Consider the following 26,458-nt stretch of genomic DNA (forward strand, 5'->3'; position numbering starts at 1 on the left):
GTACACGCCGCCTCCGTCCAAGAGGCCGCTTTGTCATGCGTCTTGTCCGGCCAGTCGTCGGACCTCTAGCGTCGTTCGGCATGACATCCGGGATGACGCGACGTACCACTGTGAAGACCGCGATCGGCGTAACAGGAGCTCTGGCGTTGGGGGTTCCCGCTCTTTCCGGCACGGCAGCCGCCGCCGGTACCTCCGATGAATCGGTGAACGGCCAGCGGATGACGGAGCTGCCGAACCCGGTGCTCCACTACCGTGCGCCGGCCGCCGGCTGGGAGCGTGAGTCCCTGCCCATCGGCGGCGGGGCCCTGGGCGCGAGCGTCCACGGAACACTCGCCTCCGAACTGCTCACCCTCAACGAGAAGACCCTGTGGACCGGCGGCCCCGGCTCGGCCCAGGGGTACGACTTCGGCAACTGGACCACCCCCAGACCCGGCGCCCTCGCCGCAGTGCAGAACCGCCTCGACAGCGAGGAGGCAGTCGGTGCCGACGCCGTGGCCGCCGAACTCGGCCAGGCGCGCCGCGGCTACGGGGCCTACCAGGTCCTCGGGGAGTTGCACCTGGACGTTCCGGGAGCACCGGCAGCGCCCGACGCCTCCTACCGGCGGGCGCTGGACCTGCGCACCGCCCTGGCGTCCGTGGCCTACACCCACGAGGGCGTCGCCCACACCAGGGAGTTCTTCGTCTCCCACCCCGGCTCCGTCATCGCCGGACGGCTGACGGCGGACCGTCCGGGGCAGGTCGCCTTCACCCTGCGCTACACCTCGCCGCGCAACGACTTCACCGCCTCCGCCGCCGGGGACCGGCTCACCGTCCGCGGCGCACTCAAGGACAACGGCCTGCGCTTCGAGGCCCAGATCCGCGTCCGCACCTCCGGCGGCAAGGTCACCGCGGCGGCCGACGGCAGTCTCACCGTCACCGGTGCCGACCGTGCCTGGTTCTTCCTCTCGGCGGGCACCGACTACGCGGACACCTACCCCGACTACCGGGGCGAGGACCCGCACCGGAAGGTCACGGCCGCCGTCGACACCGCTGCGGCCAGGTCGTACGAGAGCGTCCGCGACGCCCACGTGAACGACCACCGCACCCTCTTCGACCGGGTCACGCTCGACATCGGCCAGAACCTCCCCGACCTGCCCACCGACCAGCTGCTGAGCGCCTACACCGGCTCGGCGAGCGCGGCGGACCGGGCCCTGGAGGCGCTCTTCTTCCAGTACGGCCGTTACCTGCTCATCGCCTCCTCACGGGCCGGCTCGCTGCCCGCCAACCTCCAGGGCGTGTGGAACAACTCGACCAACCCGCCGTGGTCCGCCGACTACCACAGCAACATCAACCTCCAGATGAACTACTGGCTCGCCGAGGTCACCAACCTCGCCGAGACCACCGCCCCCTACGACCGCTACATCGAGGCCATGCGCGAGCCGGGCCGCAGGACGGCGAAGGAGATGTTCGGCACCGCCGGCTGGGTCGTGCACAACGAGACGAACCCGTACGGCTTCACCGGAGTCCACGACTGGTCCACCGCCTTCTGGTTCCCCGAGGCCGCCGCCTGGCTCACCCAGCAGATGTACGAGCACTACCGCTTCAGCGGCTCCACCGGCTACCTGCGCTCCACCGCCTACCCGGCGATGAAGGAGGCCGCCGAATTCTGGCTGGCCAACCTGCGTACCGATCCGCGCGACGGACTCCTCGTCGTCACCCCGAGCTACTCGCCCGAGCACGGGGACTTCACCGCCGGGGCCGCGATGTCCCAGCAGATCGTCCACGACCTCCTCACGAGCACCCTGGAGGCCGCCCGCACCCTCGGCGACGCACCGGCCTTCCGCAGCCGTCTGGAAACGACCCTCGACCGCCTCGATCCCGGCCTGCGCATCGGGTCCTGGGGGCAGCTGCAGGAGTGGAAGACGGACCGGGACGACCCGGCCGACACCCACCGCCACGTCTCGCACCTCTTCGGCCTCCACCCCGGCCGGCAGATCGAGGCGGGCAGCACCTGGGCCGAGGCGGCCGAGGTCTCCCTGGGGGCCCGCGGGGACGGTGGCACCGGCTGGTCCAAGGCCTGGAAGATCAACTTCTGGGCGCGGCTTCGGGACGGCAGCCACGCCCACAAGATGCTCGCGGAACAGCTGAAGAGCTCCACCCTGCCCAACCTCTGGGACACCCACCCGCCGTTCCAGATCGACGGCAACTTCGGTGCCGCCTCGGGCATCGCGGAGATGCTGCTGCAGAGCCAGCACGACGCCGTCGAGATCCTCCCCGCCCTCCCGGCCGCCTGGCCGGACGGATCCGTGCGCGGGCTGCGCGCCCGCGGTGGATTCACCGTCGACATCGAGTGGGCCGCCGGGAAGGCCCGCCGTGTGGTGGTCACGGCGGGCCGCACCCGTGAAGTGACCGTCCGCAGCACGCTGTTCACGAGCGGCGAGAAGGTCATCAGGGCCCGCGCCGGGCGGCGCTACACACTGACCCCCGAGAGCTGAGCGAACAACGCGGTCACCTGCGCCGCAGAGGTGCCGAGCCCCGTGGGACCGCCCAGGTGCCACGGGGCCGCGGTGCCCCGCCGCAGATCCTCCTCGCGGTAGCGCCGGCAGCCCCGGTGCCAGATCAGGATGCCCGCGATCCAGTGCTTCAGCTCCTGGACGTAACCGGCGAGGATCTCCCTCGCCTCCGCGTCCAGATCGAAGTCGTCGTACAGGACCGGGAGTTCGTGCTCGGCGACGTGCAGGAACTGGCGCAGCCGGGACTTCATCAGGTCGTAAAGGATCTCCACCGCGGTCGGATAGTCCACCCCGAAGAAGTTCTGCACGACCAGGACACCGTTGTGCACCTCACCCTCGTACTCGATCTCCTTCTGGTACGAGAACAGGTCGTTGAGCAGCGCGGCGTAGTCGGCGGCCGCGTTCTCCAGGGAGCGCAGCGGGCCGCTCTCGTAGATCTCCGGCGGCACCTTCCTGCCGTGCCCCAGCCGGCACAGGCTCATCGTCAGGTCCGAGCCGAACGTCTTGCGCCGCATCTCGACGTAGTCCACCGGGTCGGGAATCCGGTTCTGCGCCTGGTTCGCCAACTCCCAGAGCCAACTCGCGGTCATGTCCTCGATGGACGTGCGGAACGTGCGCCTGCCGCGGTCGTCCATGGGGGCACAGGTGCGCTCCCAGAGGTCGGACAGGGACCGTTCCAGCGCGTTGACGGGCTCGGGCGGTGCGGACCCGTCCAGCGGCATGAAAAGCGACAGCCGTTCGTTGGCCAGCCGGGCCCCCGCCAGATCTCGGGTCCGCCCGTGCACCACGGGAAACCAGTCGTCCCCGTAGGTCCCCCACGCCAGCCACTGCGAGGACAGGTCGAGCTCGTCGGGGGTGGCGTCCGGATGGATCCCCGCCGCGCACAGCGGGAGGTCGATCGCCAGCAGCCGCTCCTCGTCCCAGATGTGCGAACCCGGCACGCCGGGCTGTGCCTGGAGGATGCCCATCCGGTCCGCCCAGTCGACGATGCGGACCCGTGCGCCGCCCAGATGCGGACTGAGCGTCGTGCCGAACGGCAGATCGAAGTCGGGCAGCAGGGACGGGCCGACGTGCTGGTGGGGCAGATGGGTGTGGCTGCGGAGCCTGGCGGACTCCGAGCGGGGTGTGAAGCGGATCGATGCGGCGGCCATGCCGAAGCCCGGCGCGGCCCTTGCGGCACCGCCGTCGTTCATGTAGCGGCTGGAGCGCATGTGCCACTCGTGACCGCCGGACTGCCAGTCCTGCAGCCCCTTGACGTACGCGAGCACCGCCGCCGTCTCTACCGCGTCCAGGCCCTTCTCCGCGCAGAGCGGGCCCAGTTCGGTCAGGGCGGTGTTCTCGAACTGCTGAAGCCTCGACGTCAGCAGATCGTTCACCGCCTCGGCGGCCTCCTGCGTCGAGCAGTCCAGGAAGCGCTCGAGGACCAGGACGCCGTTGCTGTTCTCACCCTCGTCCTCGACCTCCCGCTGGTACGAGAACAGGTCGTTGCGCAGGTGCACCCCGTCGGAGAACGCGTCGCGCAGTACGCTCAGCGCCCGTTCACCGGCCACCGTCTCGGGCACCTCGGCGCCCGCCGCGTACTCCACCAGTCCCGCCGACCAGGGGGCGCCGCCCACCTTGCGGCGCATCTCGATGTACTCGACGGGGTTGGCGATGCGGCCCTCGTTGATGTTGGCGAGCTCCCACAACGACTCGTTGAGGAGGTTCTTCGTCGACTCCGCGAACCGCACCCGCCACGCGTCCGACATACCGGGCACCGTGCGTGCCCACAGGTCCGCCAGACCCGCCTCGACCGGGTTCTCCGGCTCCGGCGTCGGCGCACCCCGCTCCATCGGCATGAACGCGGGCAGCCGGTCCAGGTAGCGCTTGCCGCCCTCGCGGTCGGGGGTGCGCTTGAACAGCTCCAGGAAGTGGTCGTCGAAGAAGAAGACCCACACATACCAGTCGGTGACCAGGGACAGCGCCTCGGCCGAGCAGTCGGGGTGGGTGTAGGCGCACAGCAGCGCGTAGTCGTGGGAGTCGAGGTCCTTCTCCTCCCAGATGCCGGACCCCTCCAGCATCCCTATGGCCCGTGCCCACGTCTTCGTGTGCTGCCGCGCCTCCTCGACGTGCGGATTGAGGCGCGCCGGATACGGAACATAGAAGTCCGGCAGGGTGAAGGGCTGTGCCATGTGCGTCCGGCCTTTCGGTGAGCCTCCGCGTGAGCGTCACGCGGTGCGGTCTTGTCCGCGCGAGCACTACCCTTCGGCCGTTCGAGGCACGCACAGCCGTCATTAGTCACACAAGAAGTGCGCTCGTTCGAGGGACAGCGTCCGGCCGCGCCTGCCGCCCCCGCCCGTGCGTAAAACTCAGGTAACGCGTCACCGCCAGAAACCCGTTGCCTCCTGCCGTTCGCAGGTCAGAGTGGCTGCCAGTGGTCTGGTCCACTGGCTCGACCCGCTGGCTCCACCACACCCTTGACGTGCCATCACCTCAGGTCAGAGAGTGTGCGCGCACAACGGAACACAAGATCGGACCACGAACAGGTCTAGATACGCACGGCTCCGCAACGCCCAGCTCCAAGAAGGGTTGTCATGACGTCCAAGCAGAGGACCGGACGCGCACTCGCGCTGACCACCGCCGGCGCACTGAGTCTCGCGCTGCTCAGTCCCGCGGCACACGCCGGCGCGGACGGTGTGCGACCCGAGTGCCCGCGCGGTCTCGCATGCGACTGGGTCCCGGCCGCCTACCAGCAGACCGGCGACCCGGCCGACAAGGAGACGTACGGCAACTACGACACAGCGGACCGGCCGAACAGCAACAAGATCAAATTCATTGTCCTCCACGACACCGAGGAGGACTTCGACACGACCCTGAAGATCTTCCAGAACCCGCTGAAGCAGACCTCGGCCCACTACGTGGTGCGATCCGGCGACGGCCACGTCACGCAGATGGTGAAGAACAAGGACGTCGCCTGGCAGGCCGGGAACTGGTACCTCAACAGCCACTCGATCGGCATCGAGCAGGAGGGCTTCGCCACCGAGGGCGCGAAGTGGTACACCCCGGAGATGTACCGCTCCACCGCGAAGCTCGTGCGTTATCTCGCCGCCAAGTACGACATCCCGCTCGACCGCCAGCACATCATCGGCCACGACGGGGTGCCGCCCACCAGCGCGGCCGGCACCAAGAACATGCACTGGGACCCGGGCACTTACTGGGACTGGAACCGCTTCATGGCGCTCCTCGGCGAACCGACCGTGCCGACGGCCCGCAAGGGCGGCGAACTCATCACCGTCAGCCCGCGGTTCAAGGACAACCAGCAGGCGTTCCGTGACTGCGAGAAGGGCATCGACCTGCCCGTGCAGGGCTCCAGCGCAGTGCCTCTCCACACGGAGCCCTCCGAGGACGCACCGCTCTTCTCCGACCCGGGCCTGCACACGGACGGATCGCCCGGCACCAACTGCGCCGCCGACTGGGGCAGCAAGATCAGTGCCACCCAGCAGGCCGTCGTCGCCGACCACACACCCGGCTGGACGGCGATCTGGTGGTACGGCAAGAAGGCATGGTTCAGCACCCCGGCCCGTACCCGCACCACCACCCCCACGTCCGGCTACGTCGTCAGGCCGAAGGCGGGCAGGGCGGAGGTCCCGGTGTACGGGGTGGCGTACCCGGAGAAGTCCGAGTACCCCGCCGGATTCGCGGACCAGCGGGTGGGCACGGCCCTGCAGTACACCATCAAGGCCGGCCAGTCCTACCCCGGCGGTGGAGAGGCCCCCACCGGCTTCTTCTACGCGCCGACGATCGACTCCTCGTACCCCCTGGACCACGCCTACTTCCAGGGCAAGGAGAAGTACGTGACGGTCCAGATCGGCCACCGCGTCGCCTTTGTGAAGGCATCCGACGTGGACATCGTCCGCGCACGCTGAACCCGCCCGGACCCCGGCCAGAGGGGTGGCACAACGCCCGAGGGATGGCACAACAGCGCGCTGCGGGCCCGATGTGTCGGCACCGGACCCGCAGCGCGCATCCCCCGTCGGTCAGGTCAGCGGGTGCCGACCGCAGCGCGAACGGCACTCCGCGCCATGGCGCAGTCGTCGTGCAGGCGACGCAGCAGCAGCCGCTGCTCCTCACCCGACGACAGCGCACCCGGACGGTCCTGCCCCGTCCTGGCCGGTGCGTTGGTGTCCCGCATGGCTCGCTGCAGGGCCGTCTCGTACGTACGGATCTCCCGTGTGAGCACGAGCATCAGATTGACCAGGAACGCGTCCCGCGCCGCCGGACCCGCGACCTGGGCCAGCTGGCTGATCTGGCGCCGCGCCACCGGTGCGTCGCCCAGGACCGCCCAGAGCGTCGCCAGGTCGTAGCCCGGCAGGTACCAGCCGGCGTGCTCCCAGTCCACCAGAACCGGGCCGGTGGGCGACAGCAGGATGTTGGAGAGCAGCGCGTCACCGTGGCAGAACTGCCCCATGCCCTGACGGCCGCCGGCGTGGGCGAGTCCGTGCAGCAGCTTCTGCAGGTCGCCCAGATCACGGTCGGTGAAGAGACCGAGCTCGTGATAGCGCGCGATGCGTGCCGCGTAGTCCAGCGGGGCGTCGAACAGGCCGGCCGGCGGACGCCAGGCGTTGACCCGGCTGACCGCACCGAGCACGGCCCGCAGGTCCGCCCGAGGCGGGGCCTCCGACGGGTGCCGGGTCAGCGCCGCCACCCGGCCGGGCATCCGCTCGATGACCAGGGTGCAGTTCTCCGGGTCCGCTGCGATGAGCCGGGGCACGCGAACCGGCGGGCGGTGCCGGACGAACGCCCGGTATGCCGCTATTTCGTGGCGGAACCGCTCCGACCACGCGGGGGAGTGGTCAAGTAAGCACTTGGCGACCGCGGTCGTGCGGCCGGTGGAACCGACGAGGAGTACCGAGCGGCCGCTGCGCCGCAGCACCTGTACCGGATTGAACTCCGGGCAGATCCGGTGCACCGAGGCGATCGCCATCCTCAGCTGGGCGCCCTGCGGACCGGACAGGTCCAGTCTTCCGCTGAGCGAGGGGGCACCCGGCCCTGCCACACGCCGGGTCCGGCCGATGCCGGGCGCGGGGACGGCGGCGCGGGGGTCGAGATACGGCCCGCCACCCACTCCCAGGGGTCGCAGCGGCCGGGGCGGGGCGGACACGGAGGACGATGCTGTGTACATGGGCGAGACAGATCCCTTCGTGCGCCGACAAGTTGCGTGCGCCGCCCCGGCCGGCGGCCGTTCGGCACCCTGGGGAGTACCTAGGGCTGCCGGGCGGGGTGGCGCATACCTACCTGACACCGGGGAGCCCCTGGCAGACCACGTGGCGACCCCTGGCGAAGGCTGGCGAATAGTCGCAGGGCATCTGACAGGGGGTTACTGTCAACACAGCCGAGAACCTGGGGGCTTGACGTGACCGGAGAACCCAACACCCGCCTTTCCGACCTGTTCGGCCTTGCCGGCTGGTCCAAGGGCGAACTCGCGAGAATGGTGAACAGGCAGGCGGCGGCCATGGGCCACCCGCAACTGGCCACCGACACCTCGCGCGTGAGGCGCTGGATCGACATGGGGGAGTCCCCGCGCGATCCCGTTCCCGAAGTGCTGGCAGCCCTGTTCACCGAGCGGCTCGGCCGTGTCGTGACCATCGAGGACCTCGGGTTCGGCCGGCGCGGGCGTGTGGGGAAACGGCGAGAGACCGGGACGGAACACAATCCCGACCAACTCCCGTGGGCGCCCGAACGGACGGCAGCGGTCCTCACCGAATTCACGGGAATGGACCTCATGCTCAACCGACGCGGCTTGGTGAGCGCGGGTGCCGCGCTCGCCGCCGGCTCCACGATCGCCGGCCCCATGCACGACTGGCTGCACACCGACCCCGTACTGGCGGCCGACGCCCCACGCATCGACGACCCCGTGCACGCGGACCCGGCCGGCTACGACCGGTACGAGGCCGCGCCCATCGGCTCGGAGGAGATCGATGCGCTGGAACGCTCCGTGGAGGTGTTCCGTGCCTGGGACGCCTCCCGTGGCGGCGGCCTCCAGCGCAAGGCCGTGGTGGGTCAGCTCAACGAGGTGGGCGGCATGCTCGCCTACCGCCACCCCGACCACCTGCAGCGCCGCCTCTGGGGCGTTGCCGCCAACCTCGCCGTACTCGCGGGCTGGATGTCCCACGACATCGGCCTCGAACCCACGGCCCAGAAGTACTTCGTCATCGCCGCACACGCGGCGCGCGAGGGAGGTGACCGGCCGCGGGCGGGCGAGGCGCTCTCCAGGGCGGCCCGTCAGATGGTCCACCTGGGCCGTCCCGACGACGCGCTCGACCTGATGAAGCTCGCCAAGTCCGGTTCGGGCGACATGGTCCTGCCGCGCACCCAGGCGATGCTGCACACCATCGAGGCCTGGGCGCAGGCCTCCATGGGCCGGGGGCAGGCCATGCGGCGCACCCTCGGCCGGGCCGAGGAGCTCTTCATCTCCGACAAGGGCGATGTGCCACCGCCCAGTTGGATGCAGATGTTCGACGAGGCCGATCTGCACGGCATGCAGGCCCTGGCGTTCCGCACGTTGGCCGAGCACGACCCCTCGGCGGCCGTCATCGCCCAGCGCCATGCGAAGCAGGCACTGGAACTGCGGGTCAACGGACGCCAGCGGTCCAAGATCTTCGACTACATCTCGCTCGCGTCGGCCTGCTTCATCGCCGACGACCCCGAGCAGGCCGACCGTTACGCCCGGCTCGCCCTGGTGACGATGGGGGAGACCTCCTCGCACCGCACCTGGGACCGGCTGCGCGAAATGTACCGGCTGACGGGGCAGTTCGCGGGTTACGCGAAGATCGAGGACCTGCGCGAGGAGATCCAGCTCTCGTTGCCGCAGAGCACCGTCATCAAGAGGCCCAGGAGTTCCGAGATCTGATCCACGGGCGCCGCGAAGAAGGGCGCCGCCCACAAGAGGCCGGGTGGAGTAGACGCCACGTGGAGAAGGCGCCGTCGCTCATCACCCGTTCGGCTAAGCCCCGATACGGGCGATCATCACGCACGCGTCGTCCAGCCGTTCGGCGCCACCGAACTCCTCGGCGACGGTCCGTACGCATTCCTGCGCCGTGCGGGCCTCGGCGAAGCGCGGCGCGAGTCCGAGCAGCGTTTCCGTGCCCGGGCGGAGACCGTTGTGCGTACTTCCGGTGCTCCGGGCCAGCCCGTCGGTGTGCAGTACCAGCACGTCGCCGGGCAGCAGGTGCACTTCGTCCTGCTCGTACGCGACCCCGGACGCCGCTCCGAGGAGCACCCCGTCCGGCGGAGGGATCGGGCGCCCGGCTCCGTTGCGGAAGAGCAGCGGTGCCGGGTGGCCGGCCTGCGCCCAGTCCAGCCTGCGGGTGACGGGATCGAAGCGGCAGCACACCGCGCTGCCCAGGGCGGGCTGGATCGATGTCTCCAGTAACTGGTTGAGGTGCCCCATCAGTGCCCCGGGCTCGATCCCGGCCACCGCCATGCCGCGGAGCGCGCCGAGGATCATCGCCATGGCGGAGGTCGCCTGGATGCCGTGACCGGTCAGATCGCCGACCGTGAGCAGCGTACGGCCGTCGGGCAACTCCATCGCGTCGTACCAGCCGCCCCCGATCAGGGCGCTCGATTCCGACGGCAGGTAGTGGGCCGCGATGTCCAGCGACCCGGGCCCCTGTGCCGGCAGGCTCAGCGAGCCCCGCCACGGGGGGAGTACGGCCTCCTGCAGTTCCACGGCCATCCGGCGTTCGGCCTTGGCGATGTGCTGCTGGCGCTGCAGCGAGTCATGGGTCCGGTGCACCACCTGCTGGCTGCGGCGCAGCGCGCTGACGTCGCGCAGGACCGCCCACATGGAAGCCGTGCAGCCGTCCGTGTCGAGGACGGGTTCGCCCATCATGTGCACGGTCCGCATCTGTCCGTCCTTGCGCAGGATGCGGAACTCGCCGTCTATCGGCTTGCCGTCGACCAGGCAGTCCGTGACCAGCGCCGTGAGCAGGGGCTGGTCCTCGGCCAGAAGTACGGAGGGGAGGTCGTCCAGTGACAGCGGCCCCGCCTCGGGGGTGCGGCCGAAGATCTGGAGCAGTTCGTCGGACCAGCTCACCTCGTCGGTCAGCAGATTCCATTCGGCGCTGCCCACCCGGCCGATCAGTGAACCCGGCTGCTCACCGGCAGGCGCGTCCTGGCCGGCGCGCTGTGCCGCATCGGCTGCGAACTGCTCGGCGGACTCCGAGGGCAGCCCCAGCCTGAGCTGGCCCAGGTGTGCGCCGAGGTCGTCGAGCTGATGAACCGCCAGGTCGCACAGTGCATGCTGCCAGCGCAGCCGGGGGTCGTCCTCGTCGATGAGGACGGTGTCGCGCCGCACCGCGTCCACGTCGCCACGCAGCCGGTGCGTCCGGTTGATCAACGCGTCGACGGCATCGCGCTCGGGCGGCTGGGGGGCGGGGTGGTCCGCGGACGGGTGGGGCGGCATGTCGTACTCCGATACAGGCGCGGTACAACCAGGTCTGAGGGTGGACCGGATACGACTGTCGCACAGCCGACACGAGCCCGTAAGTGGTTTGGCAACACTCGATGCGTTCTTGCACCCGGCATATGCCAGCGGCTGATCGCAACCCTGATTCGTCGAACACCCTTGCTGTTTGCGGGCGTTGATGCAAGTCATCCGGCGCTCGATGCCTCATGTGCGCCCGTGCGCGCCGCTCCGGCGCGGTGCGCACGGGTTGTGCCGGGGCATATGCGGGCCGGAGCCCCCGCCGGGGGCGGGGGCTCCGTGGTGATGGCTTTCCGTGGTGTCAGCAGAGGGCGATGCGCCCGTACGAGCCCATCTTCCACTTCCATTCGAGGGTCTCGCCGGGGGAGGTGGTCCAGCAACTCCGGTCGGGGCCGTTGTTGATCACCAGCTGGATGTGCATGTTCCGGCCGCAGTTGTTGGTCGTCCAGGCGGTCTTGTTCTGCTTGATGACGTCGCGCGCCACACAGGCGGGCGCGGTGTCGCCGGCGGCGGCCGCCGGACCGGCCGCGGTCATCGAACAGGCGGCGATCATCGCGGTGGTCGCGAGGGTGGTCAGGGTGTTCTTCAGGCGCATGGCTCACGTTCCTCGGGAAGTCGGCTGCAGTGCCGGACACAGCGATCAACGAGCGCGGCGGCCGCACGTGACGGGCACCGGAGAGTGCTCAAAGGCCTGGTGGGGAGGGCGGAGGCGGGCCGGGAATGCTCCACGGATGACCCGTGTTACATGGGCAGAACGAAAACGAATCCCGTTCCCATCAAGGGTTCGGGATCGGTACAGGAGTCCGGAGGTGCCCATGGCCCGCAGTGAGGCCCGTCCCGTCGTCACCCTCCGCTCGACCGCCGGAACCGGTCAGAGCTATGTGACGCGCAAGAGCCGTCGCAACAACCCCGACCGCCTGGTCCTGCGCAAGTACGATCCCGCAGCCGGTCTGCACGTTCTGTTCCGCGAGGAACGCTGACCGTCGTCCCGACCGCTCGCCGGGCGGCTCGTGCCGTCCGTCCGTTCTCGTACCAGGGAAGGAATGCCCATGCAGTCCCGAATCCACCCCGTCTCCCGTCCGGTGGTCTTCCGCGACCGTGCCGCGGGGGCTGCCTTCCTCACCCGTTCCACCGCGGATTCCGATCAGCGGGTGACGTGGGAGGACGGCCGGAGCTATCCCGTCATCGACGTGGAGACCTCGTCGGCGAGCCACCCCTTCTACACGGGGGCCAGGCAGGTGCTGGACACGGCCGGCCGGATCGAACAGTTCAACCGTCGTTACGGCACCGAGGCGCCCGCCGCCGGTGCGTGATGCGGCACCCTCCGGCCCGGCCGTCCGTGCCCTGGATCACAGTCCGGGGTACGGATTCCCGGGAACACGACCGGGTGATTTATCGTTCACCTATATGTGGATGACGCGCTGAGCGCCCACACCCGAGCCGCCCCGGCTGGATTCCCCCGATCCGGCCGGGGCTTCCCCTTGTCCGGAACCTGAAGAGCAGGCTAGGGCCTTCCGTTTGGATCATGCCGGGCTCGCGGGGTCCGGCACCGCACCTCGCGGCGTTGTCGTCGGTCGCCATGGCTCCGCCATGACTCCCTCCTCCGCCTTGCGATGCACGGCACCGGACCCCGCTCCCTGATCCGGCCTGATCCAAACGAAAGGCCCTACGTCCGGTCCGGTGCCGGGGCGGCCCGCCGTCCCGCAGCTTCTACGAGGAGCGCGGCGGCTGCCAGTCCGGCAGCGGCCACAGCACCCGACGCGGGCCACAGGCGCACCGTCAGCGCGGCCAGTGCCGCGCCCGCCACGACGGCGAGCAGCCGGCCGGTCACCCAGCCGTCACCGCGACGCCAGGACCCCTGGGCCAGCCGTCCGACGAGGGATGTCAGCGTGCCGGTGAAGTAGTTCGTGGGCGTGGCCCGGACGCGGCCCTGGATGCCCATCGCGAGCCCCATGACCACCAGCAGTCCCAGCCGGCCGACGTCCGACGTGATCAGGCCGCACGCCCACAGCACCGCGCCCGCGGTGAGCAGCACCACCTCGATCAGCAGCATGACGGGCAGCCGCCACCACATCCGCTCTCCCGCCACCGCGCCCCAGGCCACCCCGCATCCGTACGAGACCAGTGCGGTGACCACGCGCAGGGCGACTCCCTCCTCGCCGGCCCCCGCGGCCGCGGCGCCCAGCAGCACCAGATTGCCCGTCATCACACCGGCGAAGACCTGGCCGATGCAGATGAAGACGAAGGCGTCCGCGGCCCCTGAAGCCGCAGACAGCAGCAACAGCGCCGTGTGGGGGCGGGGGCCGTCCGCGTGGTCGCGGCCGGCCGGTTCGGTGGATGCGGTGGGAGTCGGCACGTCAGCATCTTCGCCGCCGCCCGGCCGGCCGGGCGGCGTTGTCCCGGGCGCGGCGCGGCGGCGGACACAGCACGGGCCCCCGCGCCGCGCGGCGCTCAGTCCAGGCCTCGCGCCTGCCTGAAGCGTGCCAGCCCGTCGGCCAGCTCCACGATCGGCTCCGGGTAGTCGGGGCGGTCGCGCTCCGGCAGGCGGAGCTTCCACGGTTCGTGCACGGCGGGCCCGGAGACGGCGGCCAGCTCCGGCACCCAGCGACGCACGTAGCTGCCGTCCGGGTCGTACCTCTTGCCCTGGGCCACGGGGTTGAGCACCCGGTTGGGGCGGCTGTCCGTACCGGTCCCGGCCATCCACTGCCAGTTCAGCTGGTTGTTGGCGACATCGCCGTCGACCAGCAGGTCCAGGAAGTGCCGTGCGCCGATGCGCCAGTCCACGTACAGCGTCTTGGTCAGGAAGCCCGCGGCGAGGAGCCGGCCGCGGTTGTGCATCCAGCCCTCGTGGCGCAGTTGGCGCATCGCCGCGTCTACCACCGGATAGCCGGTGCGCCCCTGCCGCCACGCCTCGACGTCCTCTGCCGCGTCCGTCTCGGACCGCCAGTGGTCCTGCCGGGTGCGGTAGTCCTCCCGGGACGAGGCGGGCCGGGCCGCCAGGACCTGGTGATGGAACTCGCGCCAGCACAGCTGCCGGACGAAGGCCGCCGCCCCGGCCCCGCCGGTGGCGCGGGCCCGGTGGACGAGCTCGACGGGGGACAGGGTGCCGAAGTGCAGATGCGGCGAGAGCCGGGACGTCGCGTCGCCGGACAGGTCGTCGTGCCCTTCCTCGTACGCCGCGAGCCCGTGCCGCTGCCACGCGGTGAGCCGTTTGCGGGCCTGGCGCTCGCCTCCCTCGGCCAGGCCCTCCGACACCCCGGACACCGCGCCGCGGGCGGGCACGGCCTCGGACCCCGTTCCGTCCGGGACCCGCACGGTGCGGGGCGCGGCGAAGGCCTCCCGTACCCGTTCCGCCGACCAGCGCCTGAAGTACGGGGTGAACACGGCGAAGTGGTCCGAAGCCGCCGGCGTCACAGCACCGGGTGCGACCGCGGTGACCACGCCGTCGTGGACGTGCAGCCGCTGCCCGCCGGAGGCGAGCGCCTCGCGCAGCCGCTCCTCACGACGACGCGCGTAGGCACTGGCGCCGGCCGCGAGATGGACGTCCGGGGCCCCGGTCTCCGAGACGATCCGGCCCACCTCCTCGACGACGTCGCCCGAGCGGATCACCAGCCGCCCACCCCGTTCACGCAGCCCGGCGTCGAGATCCCGCAGACAGTCGGCGAGGAACGCCAGACGGTTCGGCGCGCCGAACCCGGCCTCCTCGATCGCGCTGTCACGGACGAACAGGGGCACGATCTCGTCCGAGGAGGCAAGTGCCGCCCTCAGGGGCGGGTGGTCATGCAGCCGGAGGTCGGCGGTGAACAGGACGACCGCTACGGTCATGGCGCAACTCCTGGGTGGCCGGGAACGAGTCATGCTGCCGTCCCCGGACCGCCCGTCGGCGCAACAGTCAGGGTGACACCGCCGCGCTCGCCGGTTCGGGTGACGCCGGGCCCGCCGCCGTACGGGCGATGTTGCGGGCCATCCCGCCGAAGACGAGGGAGTGGAAGGGCCACACACTCCACCAGTACGCGTGGCCGAGCAGCCCGCGCGGATGGAACAGGGCCCGCTGACGGTAGCGCGAACCGCCCCGGCCGTCGGGCTCCACGTACATCTCCAGCCAGGCCGGGCCCGGCAGCCGCATCTCGGCCCGCAGCCGCAGCAGGCGTCCCGGCTCGATCTCCTCGACCCGCCAGAAGTCCAGTGAGTCGCCCACCCGCAGCCGGTCGGTGTCCCGCCGCCCGCGTCGCAGCCCCACCCCTCCCACCAGCCGGTCGAGCCACCCGCGCACCGCCCAGGCGAGCGGGAACGAGTACCAGCCGTGATCGCCGCCGATCCCCTCGACGACCCGCCACAGAGCCTCCGGAGAGGCGTCGACGTCACGCCGGCGCTCATCCGTGTACAGGCTGCCGCCGGCCCAGTCGGGGTCGGTGGGCAGCGGGTCGCTGGGCACCCCGGGCACCGACGCGGACGACCACCGGGTGGTGACCCGGGCCTCCCGGACCCTCTGCAGCGCCAGCCGCAGTGCCTTGTCGAGGTCGAACGGCTGCCCGGGGCCGTCGGGAACGTACTGGGCGATCTCGTGTTCCCGGCACACGACCTCGTACCGCAGCGACTCGGCGAGCGGGCGGGCGATCGACCGCGGCACGGGTGTGACCAGCCCGATCCAGTGGCTGGACAGCCCGGGGGTCAGCATCGGAACGGGCAGGATCAGCCGGTGCGGAAGGTCCGCGACCTCCGCGTACCGCTGCATCATGTCCCGGTAGGTGACGATGTCGGGCCCGCCGATGTCGAAGGTACGGTTCACCTCCGGCTCCATCCGGGCACTGCCCACGAGATAGCGCAGCACGTCCCGGACCGCGATCGGCTGGATCCGTGTGGACACCCAGCTCGGCGTCACCATGACGGGCAGCCGTTCCGTCAGATAGCGCAGCATTTCGAAGGAGGCCGACCCGGACCCGATGACGACGGCGGCCCGCAGCGCGGTGGTCGGGACGCCGGAAGCCAGCAGGATCCTGCCGACCTCGGCCCGCGATCGCAGATGCGGTGACAGCTCCTGTTCGGGTACGTCGGACGGGGTGAGACCGCCGAGATAGACGATCCGGCCGACCCGTGCGGCGCGCGCCTGCTCGCCGAAGACGGTGGCGGCCGCGCGGTCCGTCTCCTCGAAGCCCTCACCGGCCGTCAGGGCGTGCACCAGGTAGTAGGCCACGTCGATGTCCCGCATCGCGGGAGCGAGCGACCGGGCGTCGGTGACGTCGCCGCGGACGGTCTCCACCTCACCGGCCCACGGGTAGTCCCGCAGCTTCTCCGGGCTGCGGGCCAGGCAGCGCACCCGGTACCCCGCCGCCAGCAGTTCCGGGACCAGTCGCCCCCCGATGTAGCCGGTGGCGCCGGTGACCAGACAGCGCGGAGGCCGGCTCCCGCGGTCGCTCGTCATGAGACCTCCGCCTCGGTTCGTCCTGCCGTGCCCGCCGGGCCGTTCACCCCGGTCGCTGCGGCCCAGTCTGGCCCGCGTCCGCCCGCCCCGCATCACGCCGGTGCGGCGGCGCCAGGTGTGGTGCGGACGGTCGGGGGCACCTGTCGCCCATGGACGCAGAGGCGGGAAGAGACGCGCACGACGAAGTACGTCACCGGGCATGGGGTCGCGTTCTGCTCCAGGCCGCCATCCTGGTGACGGCCTTCCTGGCCATGGTCGGATTCTCCGTCGTGCTGGCGAAGGTGACGCTCACACCGTCGCCCGCCTCGCAGGATTTCGTGCACTCGAACCTCCGGCCGGGGCGCTCGCTGCGGCAGTACGCCGAGGACTACACGTTCCTCGCCGCCTGCAAGCAGGCCGGCGGCAATCTGGTGCTGGGGATGCCGTTCGGCGTTCTGCTGCCCGTCCTCGTGCCGCGGCGGCTGCGGATGATCCGCATGGTCCTGCTGACCGTCCTGGTCATCGTCGTGGTCGAACTGGTGCAGGGGGCGCTGGTTCCGGGACGCGCCTTCGATGTCGACGACGTCATCCTCAACACGGCGGGTGCGCTGCTCGGCTATCTGTTGCTGGGCCGGCGCCTGAGCCACCGCTACCACGTGCTCGCATCCGGAACACAGCGCGGGACCAGGCAGGTTCGGCCCCGGCGGCCGAAGCCCGCCCGGCCGCGGACCGGGCGGCGCGCCGCAGGGCCGGCCGCGGCCTGGACGCGGGTGCGGCAAGGGGTGAGGGCGGGCCTCACGCGCAAGCGCGCCCGCAAGGGCTGACAACCGGCTACGGGCAGAGCACCCCCTGCCCCCGGCCGGGCACCCGATCGGCCCGTGGCCGATTGCACGGCGGCCGGGCCGGTCCCAGCGTGAGGTGACGCCGCACAGTCCCGCAGGCGTACGGATCACCCGCCGAAGGGGAGCGACATGGCCGACGCGCAGTGGAGTCCGGGCCGCAGGGCAGGAGACGCGGAGGAGTTCCTGCCGGTGCTCGACCTCATCGAGCCGGCCCGGCAGCGGCGGCTCACCGTCCTGGTCCGTGTTCTGCTGCTGATCCCGCACTTCGTCGTGCTGTTCTTCCTGGAGATCGCGGCGTTCTTCACCGTCGTGTTCGGCTGGTTCGCCGCCCTGGTCCTGGGACGGCTTCCCGAACCCGTCTTCCGTTTCCTCGCGGCGACCCTCGCCTACCGCACGAGGGTCGCCGCGAGCGGCATGCTCCTCGTCGACAGCTACCCGCCGTTCACGCTGACCCAGCCGTCGGCATACCCGGTCCGGATCGACGTCCGCCCGACCCGGCTCAACCGGCTGGCCGTCTTCTTCCGGCTGATCCTGGTGATCCCCGCCGCCATCGTGCAGAGCCTCGCCACGTCCGGGTGGTGGGCCCTGGCGATCGTGTGGTGGCTCATCACCCTGATCCTCGGACGCATGCCCCGCCCGCTCTTCGAAGCCACGGCGGCCACCCTCCGCTACGAGATGCGCGTGTCCGCCTACGTGACGATGCTCAGCCCCGCCTACCCCAAGGGCTTCTTCGGCGAGGACGCCCTCTCCGTACCGGAACGGCAGGGGCGTTCCGCGACCAGGCCTCTGGTCATGAGCACCGCGGGCAAGGCGCTGCTGGTCCTCTTCCTCGTGCTGGGGCTCGTCGGCAGCATCACGACGTCCGTGACCCGCTCGTCGTCCGACGACACCGACTACGGGATGCGGGCGTAAAGGACTCGTGCGGAACACCGGCCGACCGGCATGATCGTCCGATGACATGGACAGCACCTGAAGCCACCCGCATTGATGGTTCGCTCGTCGCGGCAGAGCGGGAGATGCTCACCGGCTACCTGGGATGGTTCCGCGCCACCCTCCTCCACAAGTGCGCCGGCCTGACCGGCGAGCAGCTCGCCGAGCGGACCACACCGCCGTCGAACCTCTCGCTGCTCGGACTCCTCCGCCACATGGCCAAGGTCGAACGCACCTGGTTCCGGCAGAGGTTCGCCGGTCAGGACCTCGCGCCGATGTACGACCCGCAGAAGGGCAAGGACGCGGACTTCGAGGACCTCGATCCGTCCCGGGCCGCCGAGGACCATGCCCGGCTGATCGAGGAGTGCCGCCTGGCGGACGAGATCGTCGCGGAGGCATCGTTCGACGACACGTTCGTCCACAACGGCGAGGTCTTCTCACTGCGCCTGGTACACGTCCACATGATCGGCGAGTACGCACGCCACATCGGCCACGCCGACCTGGTCCGCGAGCGGCTGGACGGGGTCACCGGGGACTGAGGCGGGTCGCGGACGGTGACGGAACGTCCGCGGGGGACCGACACGTCGGGGAACCGGGTCCTTCGGCAGCCGGTGGTGTTGAAGCGATGATGAGCGTACGCGGCCGACGAAACGCCGCGGCCGGATATCGAGGACGGGACAGCTGCCATGCCGCTTCAGGGTGAGTACGAGTCGAGCCCCAATGCTCAGGTTCGTGACCAGGTCGAGCAGTACGAGAGTTCGGGCGGGACGGAGGGCGGGACCATGCGGGGCATGCCTGTCATCATCCTGACGACGGTGGGCGCCAGGAGCGGGAAGATCCGCAAGACGCCCCTGATGCGGGTCGAGCACAACGGCTCGTACGCGGTGGTCGCCTCACTGGGCGGGGCTCCGAAGCACCCGGTCTGGTACCACAACCTCACCGCCGACCCGCGCGCCGAACTGCAGGACGGCCCGGTGCGCCGGGACATGACCGCCCGCGAGGTGACCGGGGAGGAGAAGGCGCTCTGGTGGCAGCGCGCCGTCGCGGCGTACCCCGACTACGCCGACTACCAGGAGAAGACCGACCGGCAGATCCCCGTCCTCGTACTGGAGCCCGTGGACGCCGGCCACTGAGCAGCGGCTCGGGCACCCGCGGACGGGCCGGGTGCGCCACGCGACGCGGGCGTGGCCGGTCCGTCCCGCTGCGCGGAGCCGAACGGTGCGCCCCGGGCGGATGGGGACACCACGGTCACGGGCCGGTGGCCGCGCACGGGTGCGGACGACGCGACGGGATACTCTCCAGCACGGCTCCTGAGGCCTGTGGCCGAGCGGAAGGATGCACAACCAGATGACAGACAACTCCGAGCTGGTCGCGTTCGTCCGGGCGCGCCTCGACGAGGAAGAAGGGGTCGCGCACGCCGCCGGCGGCGAGGGATGGCGGTGCCCGGCCGAGGTACCCGGCGAGATCCACGACCGGACCGGTGCCATCGCGTTCACTCTGAGGACGCACGGCTACGACCACCACATCGCCCTGCAGGATCCCGCGCGGACCCTCCAGCGCATCGAGACCAGCAGGGTGCTCCTCGACGAGTACGCGGAGGTCGCCGCCCTGGACGTAGACCGCCCCCAACGGGACTTCCCCTCGGGCCGGGCCTTCGGCCTGGGGTTCGTGGTCCGGCAGATGGCCGCGGAACACGCGGGGCACCCCGCCTACCAGGTGAAGTGGCTGCCCCGCTTCACGCAGTAGGCCCACGGTGCCGGGGGAGACGGTTCGCCTCCCGCGGCACGCATGCGACACGCACTCGGCCCCGGCCAACGGCCCTCGCACCACCGCCGGGGGCTGCCGTCAGGCGGGCACGCGGGTGGTCAGAGCGGGTTCGTGCCGCCTTCGCCCTTGGTGGACACCTGATCGCTCCGTTCCTGAAGCCGTCGCGCCTTGTCCTGGAGGCGCCGCCGCTCCTGCGGATCGGAGGAACGCTCGGCAGCCTCCTTCATTTCCTCCGCCTTGGCGCGAATACGCTCGGCGCGGCCGCCGGTTTCATCCGCAACACTCATGATCACTCCTGGGTCTCGGGGGAGAGCCGACCTCACCAGCGAATCAGCGCGTCCCCACACCTGCATCTCGAACGGTCACGCGCCGCTACGGGACGCGGCGCGTAAACCGGTCGTGTCCCCGCCCAGCGGCTGCCTATGCTCTGCGCGTCGGGACCGCGCGGTCCCGTAGGTTGCGAGGCCGTGGCAGAGCGGCCCATTGCGATCGTCGTGGGGGAGGCCCCCCTCGCGACGACTGACGGGGCGCGGGCGGGCCTGCCCGCCCCTGTGTCCGCGGGTTCGAATCCCGTCGGCCTCGCAACCGCCCCGGCGCGGTGCCGCAGTCGCGTCGTCACTTCAGTTTTCGTCATCTCGTGCCGATCTGCTCCGTCAGAAGGTTGTATTCATCGACGACGGCACAGGAGCGCACCATGGATGCTCGCTTGAACCTCTTCGGCAACGCGGCCGGGGCCAAGTTCTTCCGGTACATCAACTCGGCGGACAAGGTGGTCGTGGGCTCGACCCTGCCGGCCGCCACGCAGGAGCTGGTGAAGCTCCGTGCGAGTCAGATCAACGGCTGTGGCTTCTGCACCGACATGCACACCAAGGACGCCACGCACGCCGGGGAGACCGCGATCCGGCTCAATCTGGTTGCGGCCTGGCGGGAGGCGAAGGTGTTCACCGACGCCGAGCGCGCAGCGCTGGAGCTGGCGGAGCAGGGCACCCGCATCGCGGACGCGGCCGGAGGCGTCACGGACGACGCCTGGGCGAACGCGGCCAAGTACTACGACGAGGACCAGTTGGCCGCACTGGTGATGCTCATCGCCCTCATCAACGCCTACAACCGTGTGAACGTCATCGTCCAGCAGCCCGCCGGCGACTACCAGCCCGGCCAGTTCGGATAGCAGGGACGGCGAGGACGCGCTCCGGGAGTGCACGTCCCCGAGGGGCAGACGGCGTGCACTCCGGCCCGTCCGGGAAGGGATTCCGGAGGGAAGGACCCGCGCCCCCGCGGCAGTTGTACGGTCGCGACGTGGTCCCGGCGTCGGACCCGCCAGGGAAGTGCGTCGGCTGCGGCATCATGTGGTGAGTGATCACCATTCATCTGAAGTACGAGATCGACCCCGACCGCATCGAGGACTTCGAGGAGTACGGCCGGCGATGGGTCGTCCTCGTCAAGCGGTTCGGCGGCACCCACCACGGCTACTTCCTGCCCAGCGAGGGCGACAGCGACATCGCCTACGCGCTCTTCTCGTTTCCCGGCTTCGCGGAGTACGAGCGCTACCGGTCGGACAGCGCCACAGACCCCGAGTGCCAGGCCGCATTCGAGCTGGCGCGCCGCACGGGATGCATCCGACGGTACGAACGCCGTTTCCTGCGCCCCCTCGATCCCGGGACGACAGCGTCCCCCGAGTGAAGGGGAAGTGAGCGCCAAGAACGGTGTGGGACTGCCCGGCGGGCAGCACCGGCCTCCGGAACGCGTGCGGCAGAGGTGAGACCGGCCGGCGCTGCGAGGAACGGTGCTACTTGCCGAGCTTCTCGGCGAGGGCGGCCCGCCGGGCGAACATCTCGTCCTTGGACTCCGCCATCTCGCGCAGGGCCGCCTTTCGCTCCCGCTGGGCGAGCCGGTCCAGATACAGGTGACCCTGAAGATGGTCGGTCTCGTGCTGAAGGCATCGTGCGAAGTACCCCCGCCCCTCGATCACCAGCGGTTCACCGTTCCAGTCACGGCCCCGTACGACGGCACGGTCGAGGCGAGGCACCATCCGGTAGGGGCCCGGAACGGACAGACAGCCTTCGGACTCCTCGACCAGACGGCGCTCGCCGGCCGGAACCTCCACCAGGACCGGGTTGGCGATGTGTCCGACGTGGCGTACTCCCCACTCGTCCGTGATGTCCCACACGAACAGCTGCAGATCGACGTCGATCTGGTTGGCCGCCAGCCCCGCGCCTTCCGCCACCTGGTTCGTGGCGAACATGTCGTCGATGAGCTGCGACAGTTCCGGCGCGCCGAACCGGGTGACCTCCAGGCACCGGCGCCGCAGGATCTCCTCCCCGACGACGGTGATGCGGCGCACCGAACCCCGTCCGGCCTCCGGAGCGAGCCGCGGATACGCATCCACGGGCTCTCCCAGCACGCGCACCCGGCGGTCCTGTGCCGTGTTGTCGAACCGACCCGTCATGGAGCATCAACGCCTTCCGCACATGCCTCGGACGGCCGAGCCGGGCCGCGGCGCAGCTTGACCGAATGCTTTGCAAAGTAGCACTCTTTGCAAAATGAGCGACGAGAACCACCAAGTCCCCTGTGTGGACCCCCTGCTGCATCGCGCCCGCCCGCGCCTTCCCGATCACCCGGTGCGCGTGGCTCTGCTGGACCTGCTCGCCGAGGTCGGCACGGTCACGTCGACGCAGGCCGCCGCCCGGCTGGGCCGCAGCTCCGGTCTGTGCTCGTTCCACCTGCGCCAGCTCGCCCGGCACGGCCTCATCGAGGAAGCACCGCGCGACGGCGGCCGGGCGCGGCCGTGGCAGCTTCGCTGGACGCCCGCCGAGGGGCCTGACGCGGAAGCGCCGGAGGAGTTCGCCGCGCTCGCGCGAGGGCTGGAGGACGAGAGCTACCAGCACTGGCTGGCTCACCGGGAGCAGGCGCCGAGCGAGTGGCAGCACGACGAGTCGTTCAGCGCCGTGGTCCACCTCACCCCGGCGGAGATGGCCGAAATCGGCGTGTCGATCCGCCGTCTGCTGGCCGGCTACCGCGACCGGGAGGAGGGGCCGGCCGCCCGTCCCGCCGGCACGGTGGCCGTTGCCGCGGTCACCCGGCTGTTCCCCCTCCTCGGCCGCTGAGTACGGACGGCTCAGCCGGGCTCGATGCCGTTCCGGGCAGGTTCCGCAGGGGTGCGGCCTGCCGCCGTGTCGATGACCTCGTCCAGTACCTCGCGGGAGCGGAGCAGGTCGTTGATCATGAGGTCGATCCGGTCCCGCTCGGTGGTGAGTTCGGCGACCAGTTCCGGAGTTGCGCGCAGGGACGGCCCGCCGTCCTCGTCCCGCATACAGGGCAGAATCCGTGCGATCTTCGAGCTGTGGAGGCCGGCCGCATAGAGCTCCTGAATGCGGATGACCCGGTCGACGGCCCTCGCGGGGTAGTCGCGGTGCCCGCCCGGTGTCCGATCGGCTGCCAGCAGCCCCTGTTCCTCGTAGTAGCGCAGCGAACGCTCGCCGACACCGGTGCGAGCCGCCAGTTCACCGATCCGCATACCCACCCCACGACTTGAATCTCACATCAATGTCAGGTTCTACGTTACCGGCATGACGCACACACAGCAGGTACCCGCCGCATCCCGTCTCTTCGACTCCGCCCGCCTGGGTGGCCTCGTACTCGCGAACCGTCTGGTCATGGCGCCGCTGACACGTAACCGTGCCGGGGCCGGCGGTGTCCCGGGCGAGCTGATGGCCACCCACTACGCACAACGCGCCGGGGCCGGCCTGATCATTGCCGAGGCCACGACCCCGAACGCCGTCGGTCAGACCTACCCTCACATCCCGGGTATCCACACCCCCGCGCAGGTTTCCGGGTGGCGCCGGGTCACCGAAGCGGTGCGTGAGACGTCGGACCGGAGCCGGATGTTCCTCCAGTTGCAGCACGGTGGCAGGGTCGGTCACCCCGACACCAGTGGTCACATCCCCCTCGCACCGTCCGTCGTGCGCTTCCCGGAGACGCTGCAGACACCGAGTGGACTCCAGGACGCCGTCGCGCCCCGCGAGATGTCCTCGCAGGACATCAGGTCCACCATCGCCGATTTCGCCGCGGCCGCCCGCAACGCCGTCGAAGCAGGTTTCGCCGGCGTGGAGGTGCATTCCGCCAACGGCCATCTGCTGCACCAGTTCCTGGCCAGGAACACCAACCGCCGGACCGACCGGTGGGGCGGCCCGGCGCGGAACCGGGTCCGGTTCACTGTCGAGGTGGTGCGGGCCGTCGCCGAGGCCGTCGGTCCGGAACGGGTCGGCGTACGCATCTCGCCCGGAGCGGACGTCAACAGCGTCGAGGAGGGTGACACCTACGACATCTACGCCGCGCTCCTTCCCGCCCTCGCGCGCGTCTCTCCGGCCTATCTGCATCTGGTCCGGGCCGATCCGGACCAGCCCCTCTTCCCGGAGATCCGCAAGGCCTGGCCGGGCACACTCATCGCCAACCCGGCGCTGTCACGCGAGGAGGTGGCGGCTGACGCCGGGATGAGGCGCGGAGAGCGCCTTCTGGCCGAGGGCGCCGACCTGATCGCGCTGGGCCGCGGCTTCCTCGCCAACCCCGACCTCGTGGAGAGGCTGCGCACGGGCGCACCGCTCAACGAGATCCGTCCGGAGTTCCTGATGCACGTGTACGGAGAGGAGGGGTACAACGACTATCCCGCACTGCCGTGACTTCGCGTCGGCTCGCACGCGCAAGGCGCGCTTCAGCGGGTTCTGTTCCCCGGCGGGCGGCGGCGCATCAGCTCCGAGAACGTGCGCCGCGGTGGCCGGGCGGTGATGTCACCGCCGCGGGACTGTCCGGTCAGCTGCACGTGCAGGGTGGGGGGAGCGCCCGGGCCGGATTCGGGCCGGATCCTGATCTCGCCGCTGCTGCGCACCAGACCGTCCGTGTCGACGGCGACTCCCGGTCTGGTCACCAGGATCAGATTTCCCCCGACCCGCAGGTCGACATCGAGGTGAAGGGTGCTGTGGGTGATCACCGCGTCGGTGAAGTCGAGCTTCGCTTCGCAGAACATCAGCCGGATCTCCATCCGGCGCGGGACGAGCCAGCGGCCCGTACGGCTGACACCGCCGAAGCGCTGGTCGATCCTGACCAGATCCTTGGCCTGCGGAGGCATTCCCTCCGAGGGCAGGTCGGCGGTCAGACCGGCCAACTCGCCCAGGGTGCGGGCGGACAGCGCGGCGTCCAGGCGCTCGTCCAGCTCGATGGGCGTGATGCGGCCGTCCCCCGCGGCCACCTGCAGGATCTCCACGACCTGGTCCCGCTCCCGGTCTGATGCGCGCAGTTCGGGCCTCGTGACACGCCCTGAAGGATCGTCAGCCGACTCTGGTTCACCCGTCATACCCGTAGTTTGGCCGAGGGTGCGGGGTGTCGCAACGTCCTTGATCGCGGGTGCGCGGGTGCGCGGGTGCGCGGGTGCGCGGGTGCGTGGGTGCGTGGGTGTCCGGGTGCCCGGCGGTGAGCGGTAGTCGGGAACGAGCGGTATCCGGTACGTGCTCGGCAGGTCGCGGCGGGGCCGGGCCGGCCGTCCTCAGTGGTCCGGCCGACGCACCGGACCTTCGGGGCCGCCCGCGGCACGCAACAAGTCCCGCAGTTCCAGGGCGGCCGGGAGCGGGGCGGTGGGCATCGCGACATGCACGGTCCGGCGCAGAGCCGGGTCGGTGAGACGGCACAGGGCGAGTGTGCCGGGGACCGCCCGGGCGGCCAGCGAGGGGACGAGCGCCACACCCAGTCCCGCGGCGACGTAGCCGAACTTGCCGGTCCATTCCGCGATGCGAATGACCTTCCTGGGGCTGAAGCCCGCCCGCGCGCAGGCGTCCGCGAGCATCGTCGGCCGGTCACCGTACGCGCTCTGGAGCCAGGCCTCGTCGCGTAGTTCGCGCAGGTCGAACGTGCCGGCTCCGGCCAGCCGGTGCCCGCGGGGGAGCGCGACGCGCAACTCGTCCTCGCACAGCACCGTCGTCGTGACACCGTCGGCCTGCGGCAGACCGGACGGGTAGTCGCTGACGACGGCAAGGTCGAGCGCTCCCTCCACGAGCCGCCGCACGAGGAGGTCGGTCGGACCTTCGGATGCCACGACCTCGACCCCCGGCCTGGTGTCGCGGAGAGCCCGCAGGGCGCTGGGCACCAGGGAGATGTTGGCGGTGGCGAACGCGCCGACGTGCAGCAGACCGCCCTGCCCCGCGTGGAGCACGGCCAGTTCCCGCTGCGCCCGCGCGAGCCGCTCCAGCACCTCGGTGGCGTGCCGGTGCAGCGTGCGGCCGGCGGGATTGAGCCGTACGCCCCTGGGCAGCCGGTCGAACAGCGGGCCGCCCGACTGTTGCTCCAGCGCGGCGATCCGCCGGGACACGGCGGACTGCGTGTAGTGGAGCCGGATCGCCGCCTGAGTGAACGAGCCGCTTTCCGCCACGGTCACGAGCAGCCGGAGTGCGTCGTTCTCGAACATCCGCTCACCACCTCTGGGTTCTGCACAGCCTCACTCGTCATTCTCGCTCCTCCCATTCCTCGATTGCATGGCTTCCATGCAATCCAGTCGCTGGTGGTATGTCAGGCCCCG

Annotated in this window: 26 protein-coding genes and 1 pseudogene; 15 read left to right on the plus strand and 12 right to left on the minus strand. The window is 70.7% G+C overall.

Features of this window, described 5'->3' with window-relative positions:
* Window positions 1-92: 92 nt before the first annotated feature.
* Window positions 93-2,474 (plus strand): glycosyl hydrolase family 95 catalytic domain-containing protein, encoded by a 2,382-nt coding sequence (locus ACIBJG_RS07935; RefSeq protein ID WP_399305291.1) that lies wholly within the window; start codon window positions 93-95, stop codon window positions 2,472-2,474.
* Here ACIBJG_RS07935 and ACIBJG_RS07940 read toward each other — a convergent pair.
* Entirely contained in the window at window positions 2,450-4,663 is a 2,214-nt protein-coding gene (locus ACIBJG_RS07940) for a germacradienol/geosmin synthase (protein ID WP_399305294.1), read from the minus strand. The two genes, ACIBJG_RS07935 and ACIBJG_RS07940, sit on opposite strands and share 25 nt — an antisense overlap.
* A gap of 402 nt (window positions 4,664-5,065) precedes the next feature.
* Here ACIBJG_RS07940 and ACIBJG_RS07945 point away from each other — a divergent pair, with 402 nt between their 5' ends.
* Window positions 5,066-6,397: an N-acetylmuramoyl-L-alanine amidase gene (locus ACIBJG_RS07945; protein ID WP_399305297.1), complete on the plus strand. Its 1,332-nt coding sequence runs from the start codon at window positions 5,066-5,068 to the stop codon at window positions 6,395-6,397.
* Window positions 6,398-6,513: 116 nt separating this feature from the next.
* Here ACIBJG_RS07945 and ACIBJG_RS07950 read toward each other — a convergent pair whose 3' ends face one another.
* Window positions 6,514-7,653: an aminoglycoside phosphotransferase family protein gene (locus ACIBJG_RS07950; protein ID WP_399305300.1), complete on the minus strand. Its 1,140-nt coding sequence runs from the start codon at window positions 7,651-7,653 to the stop codon at window positions 6,514-6,516.
* 231 nt (window positions 7,654-7,884) lie between these two features.
* On the opposite strand from ACIBJG_RS07950, the gene ACIBJG_RS07955 reads away from it, so the two are divergent.
* Window positions 7,885-9,381, plus strand: a complete 1,497-nt coding sequence (locus tag ACIBJG_RS07955; protein ID WP_399305303.1) for a hypothetical protein — start codon at window positions 7,885-7,887, stop codon at window positions 9,379-9,381.
* A 93-nt stretch (window positions 9,382-9,474) separates the two neighbouring features.
* On the opposite strand, the gene ACIBJG_RS07960 is transcribed toward ACIBJG_RS07955, so the two are convergent.
* Both ACIBJG_RS07960 and ACIBJG_RS07965 read right to left on the minus strand, forming a co-directional pair.
* Window positions 9,475-10,935, minus strand: a complete 1,461-nt coding sequence (locus tag ACIBJG_RS07960) for a PP2C family protein-serine/threonine phosphatase (RefSeq protein WP_399305307.1) — start codon at window positions 10,933-10,935, stop codon at window positions 9,475-9,477.
* 322 nt (window positions 10,936-11,257) lie between these two features.
* Window positions 11,258-11,551, minus strand: coding sequence for a hypothetical protein (locus ACIBJG_RS07965; protein WP_362545819.1), 294 nt, complete (start codon window positions 11,549-11,551; stop codon window positions 11,258-11,260).
* Between the two features lie 220 nt (window positions 11,552-11,771).
* On the opposite strand from ACIBJG_RS07965, the gene rpmG reads away from it, so the two are divergent.
* A complete protein-coding gene (rpmG, locus tag ACIBJG_RS07970; RefSeq protein WP_399305310.1) occupies window positions 11,772-11,936 on the plus strand; it encodes a 50S ribosomal protein L33 in 165 nt (54 codons plus the stop codon).
* A 69-nt stretch (window positions 11,937-12,005) separates the two neighbouring features.
* A complete protein-coding gene (locus tag ACIBJG_RS07975) occupies window positions 12,006-12,269 on the plus strand; it encodes a type B 50S ribosomal protein L31 (RefSeq protein WP_399305313.1) in 264 nt (87 codons plus the stop codon).
* A 353-nt stretch (window positions 12,270-12,622) separates the two neighbouring features.
* Here ACIBJG_RS07975 and ACIBJG_RS07980 read toward each other — a convergent pair whose 3' ends face one another.
* The 3 genes from ACIBJG_RS07980 to ACIBJG_RS07990 form a co-directional block, all read right to left on the minus strand.
* The gene (locus tag ACIBJG_RS07980; protein ID WP_399305315.1) at window positions 12,623-13,312 is read right to left on the minus strand and encodes a YoaK family protein; all 690 of its coding nucleotides are present in this window, start codon (window positions 13,310-13,312) and stop codon (window positions 12,623-12,625) included.
* A gap of 95 nt (window positions 13,313-13,407) precedes the next feature.
* Window positions 13,408-14,781 carry a cryptochrome/photolyase family protein gene (locus ACIBJG_RS07985; RefSeq protein WP_399305318.1) on the minus strand — a complete coding sequence of 458 codons (1,374 nt, stop codon included), beginning with the start codon at window positions 14,779-14,781 and terminating at the stop codon, window positions 13,408-13,410.
* 67 nt (window positions 14,782-14,848) lie between these two features.
* Window positions 14,849-16,378 carry an SDR family oxidoreductase gene (locus ACIBJG_RS07990; protein WP_399305321.1) on the minus strand — a complete coding sequence of 510 codons (1,530 nt, stop codon included), beginning with the start codon at window positions 16,376-16,378 and terminating at the stop codon, window positions 14,849-14,851.
* 149 nt (window positions 16,379-16,527) lie between these two features.
* Between ACIBJG_RS07990 and ACIBJG_RS07995 the strand changes: the two genes are divergently transcribed.
* The 5 genes from ACIBJG_RS07995 (at window position 16,528) to ACIBJG_RS08015 (ending at window position 19,875) form a co-directional block, all read left to right on the plus strand.
* Window positions 16,528-17,181: a VanZ family protein gene (locus ACIBJG_RS07995; protein ID WP_399305324.1), complete on the plus strand. Its 654-nt coding sequence runs from the start codon at window positions 16,528-16,530 to the stop codon at window positions 17,179-17,181.
* A gap of 147 nt (window positions 17,182-17,328) precedes the next feature.
* Window positions 17,329-18,111 carry a DUF4389 domain-containing protein gene (locus ACIBJG_RS08000; protein ID WP_399305327.1) on the plus strand — a complete coding sequence of 261 codons (783 nt, stop codon included), beginning with the start codon at window positions 17,329-17,331 and terminating at the stop codon, window positions 18,109-18,111.
* 41 nt (window positions 18,112-18,152) lie between these two features.
* Window positions 18,153-18,668, plus strand: coding sequence for a DinB family protein (locus tag ACIBJG_RS08005; protein WP_399305329.1), 516 nt, complete (start codon window positions 18,153-18,155; stop codon window positions 18,666-18,668).
* A 147-nt stretch (window positions 18,669-18,815) separates the two neighbouring features.
* Window positions 18,816-19,262: a nitroreductase family deazaflavin-dependent oxidoreductase gene (locus ACIBJG_RS08010; RefSeq protein WP_399305331.1), complete on the plus strand. Its 447-nt coding sequence runs from the start codon at window positions 18,816-18,818 to the stop codon at window positions 19,260-19,262.
* Between the two features lie 214 nt (window positions 19,263-19,476).
* The gene (locus ACIBJG_RS08015; RefSeq protein ID WP_399305333.1) at window positions 19,477-19,875 is read left to right on the plus strand and encodes a DUF6221 family protein; all 399 of its coding nucleotides are present in this window, start codon (window positions 19,477-19,479) and stop codon (window positions 19,873-19,875) included.
* A gap of 119 nt (window positions 19,876-19,994) precedes the next feature.
* Here ACIBJG_RS08015 and ACIBJG_RS08020 read toward each other — a convergent pair whose 3' ends face one another.
* Window positions 19,995-20,183, minus strand: coding sequence for a DUF6381 family protein (locus ACIBJG_RS08020; RefSeq protein WP_399305335.1), 189 nt, complete (start codon window positions 20,181-20,183; stop codon window positions 19,995-19,997).
* A gap of 174 nt (window positions 20,184-20,357) precedes the next feature.
* Between ACIBJG_RS08020 and ACIBJG_RS08025 the strand changes: the two are divergent.
* From ACIBJG_RS08025 to ACIBJG_RS08035, 3 genes and pseudogenes are all read left to right on the plus strand, one after another.
* A pseudogene (locus ACIBJG_RS08025) lies at window positions 20,358-20,478 on the plus strand.
* Window positions 20,479-20,590: 112 nt separating this feature from the next.
* Entirely contained in the window at window positions 20,591-21,064 is a 474-nt protein-coding gene (locus ACIBJG_RS08030; protein ID WP_399305338.1) for a carboxymuconolactone decarboxylase family protein, read from the plus strand.
* 185 nt (window positions 21,065-21,249) lie between these two features.
* Entirely contained in the window at window positions 21,250-21,576 is a 327-nt protein-coding gene (locus tag ACIBJG_RS08035) for an NIPSNAP family protein (RefSeq protein ID WP_399305339.1), read from the plus strand.
* A 106-nt stretch (window positions 21,577-21,682) separates the two neighbouring features.
* Here the strand turns inward: ACIBJG_RS08035 and def are convergent, their stop codons facing one another.
* Complete coding sequence (gene def / locus ACIBJG_RS08040; protein ID WP_399305342.1) at window positions 21,683-22,342, minus strand: peptide deformylase; 660 nt, start codon at window positions 22,340-22,342, stop codon at window positions 21,683-21,685.
* A gap of 94 nt (window positions 22,343-22,436) precedes the next feature.
* Between def and ACIBJG_RS08045 the strand changes: the two genes are divergently transcribed.
* Window positions 22,437-23,000, plus strand: a complete 564-nt coding sequence (locus ACIBJG_RS08045) for a helix-turn-helix domain-containing protein (RefSeq protein WP_399305344.1) — start codon at window positions 22,437-22,439, stop codon at window positions 22,998-23,000.
* Window positions 23,001-23,011: 11 nt separating this feature from the next.
* Here the strand turns inward: ACIBJG_RS08045 and ACIBJG_RS08050 are convergent, their stop codons facing one another.
* Entirely contained in the window at window positions 23,012-23,410 is a 399-nt protein-coding gene (locus ACIBJG_RS08050; protein WP_399305347.1) for a MerR family transcriptional regulator, read from the minus strand.
* A 52-nt stretch (window positions 23,411-23,462) separates the two neighbouring features.
* On the opposite strand from ACIBJG_RS08050, the gene ACIBJG_RS08055 reads away from it, so the two are divergent.
* The gene (locus tag ACIBJG_RS08055) at window positions 23,463-24,572 is read left to right on the plus strand and encodes an alkene reductase (RefSeq protein WP_399305350.1); all 1,110 of its coding nucleotides are present in this window, start codon (window positions 23,463-23,465) and stop codon (window positions 24,570-24,572) included.
* Window positions 24,573-24,604: 32 nt separating this feature from the next.
* Here ACIBJG_RS08055 and ACIBJG_RS08060 read toward each other — a convergent pair whose 3' ends face one another.
* Both ACIBJG_RS08060 and ACIBJG_RS08065 read right to left on the minus strand, forming a co-directional pair.
* Window positions 24,605-25,243, minus strand: a complete 639-nt coding sequence (locus tag ACIBJG_RS08060) for a DUF1707 domain-containing protein (protein ID WP_399305353.1) — start codon at window positions 25,241-25,243, stop codon at window positions 24,605-24,607.
* A 189-nt stretch (window positions 25,244-25,432) separates the two neighbouring features.
* Window positions 25,433-26,347: a LysR family transcriptional regulator gene (locus tag ACIBJG_RS08065; RefSeq protein WP_399305356.1), complete on the minus strand. Its 915-nt coding sequence runs from the start codon at window positions 26,345-26,347 to the stop codon at window positions 25,433-25,435.
* Window positions 26,348-26,458: the final 111 nt, after the last annotated feature.

The organism is Streptomyces sp. NPDC050422 (assembly GCF_044458665.1).
Lineage (GTDB): Bacteria > Actinomycetota > Actinomycetes > Streptomycetales > Streptomycetaceae > Streptomyces.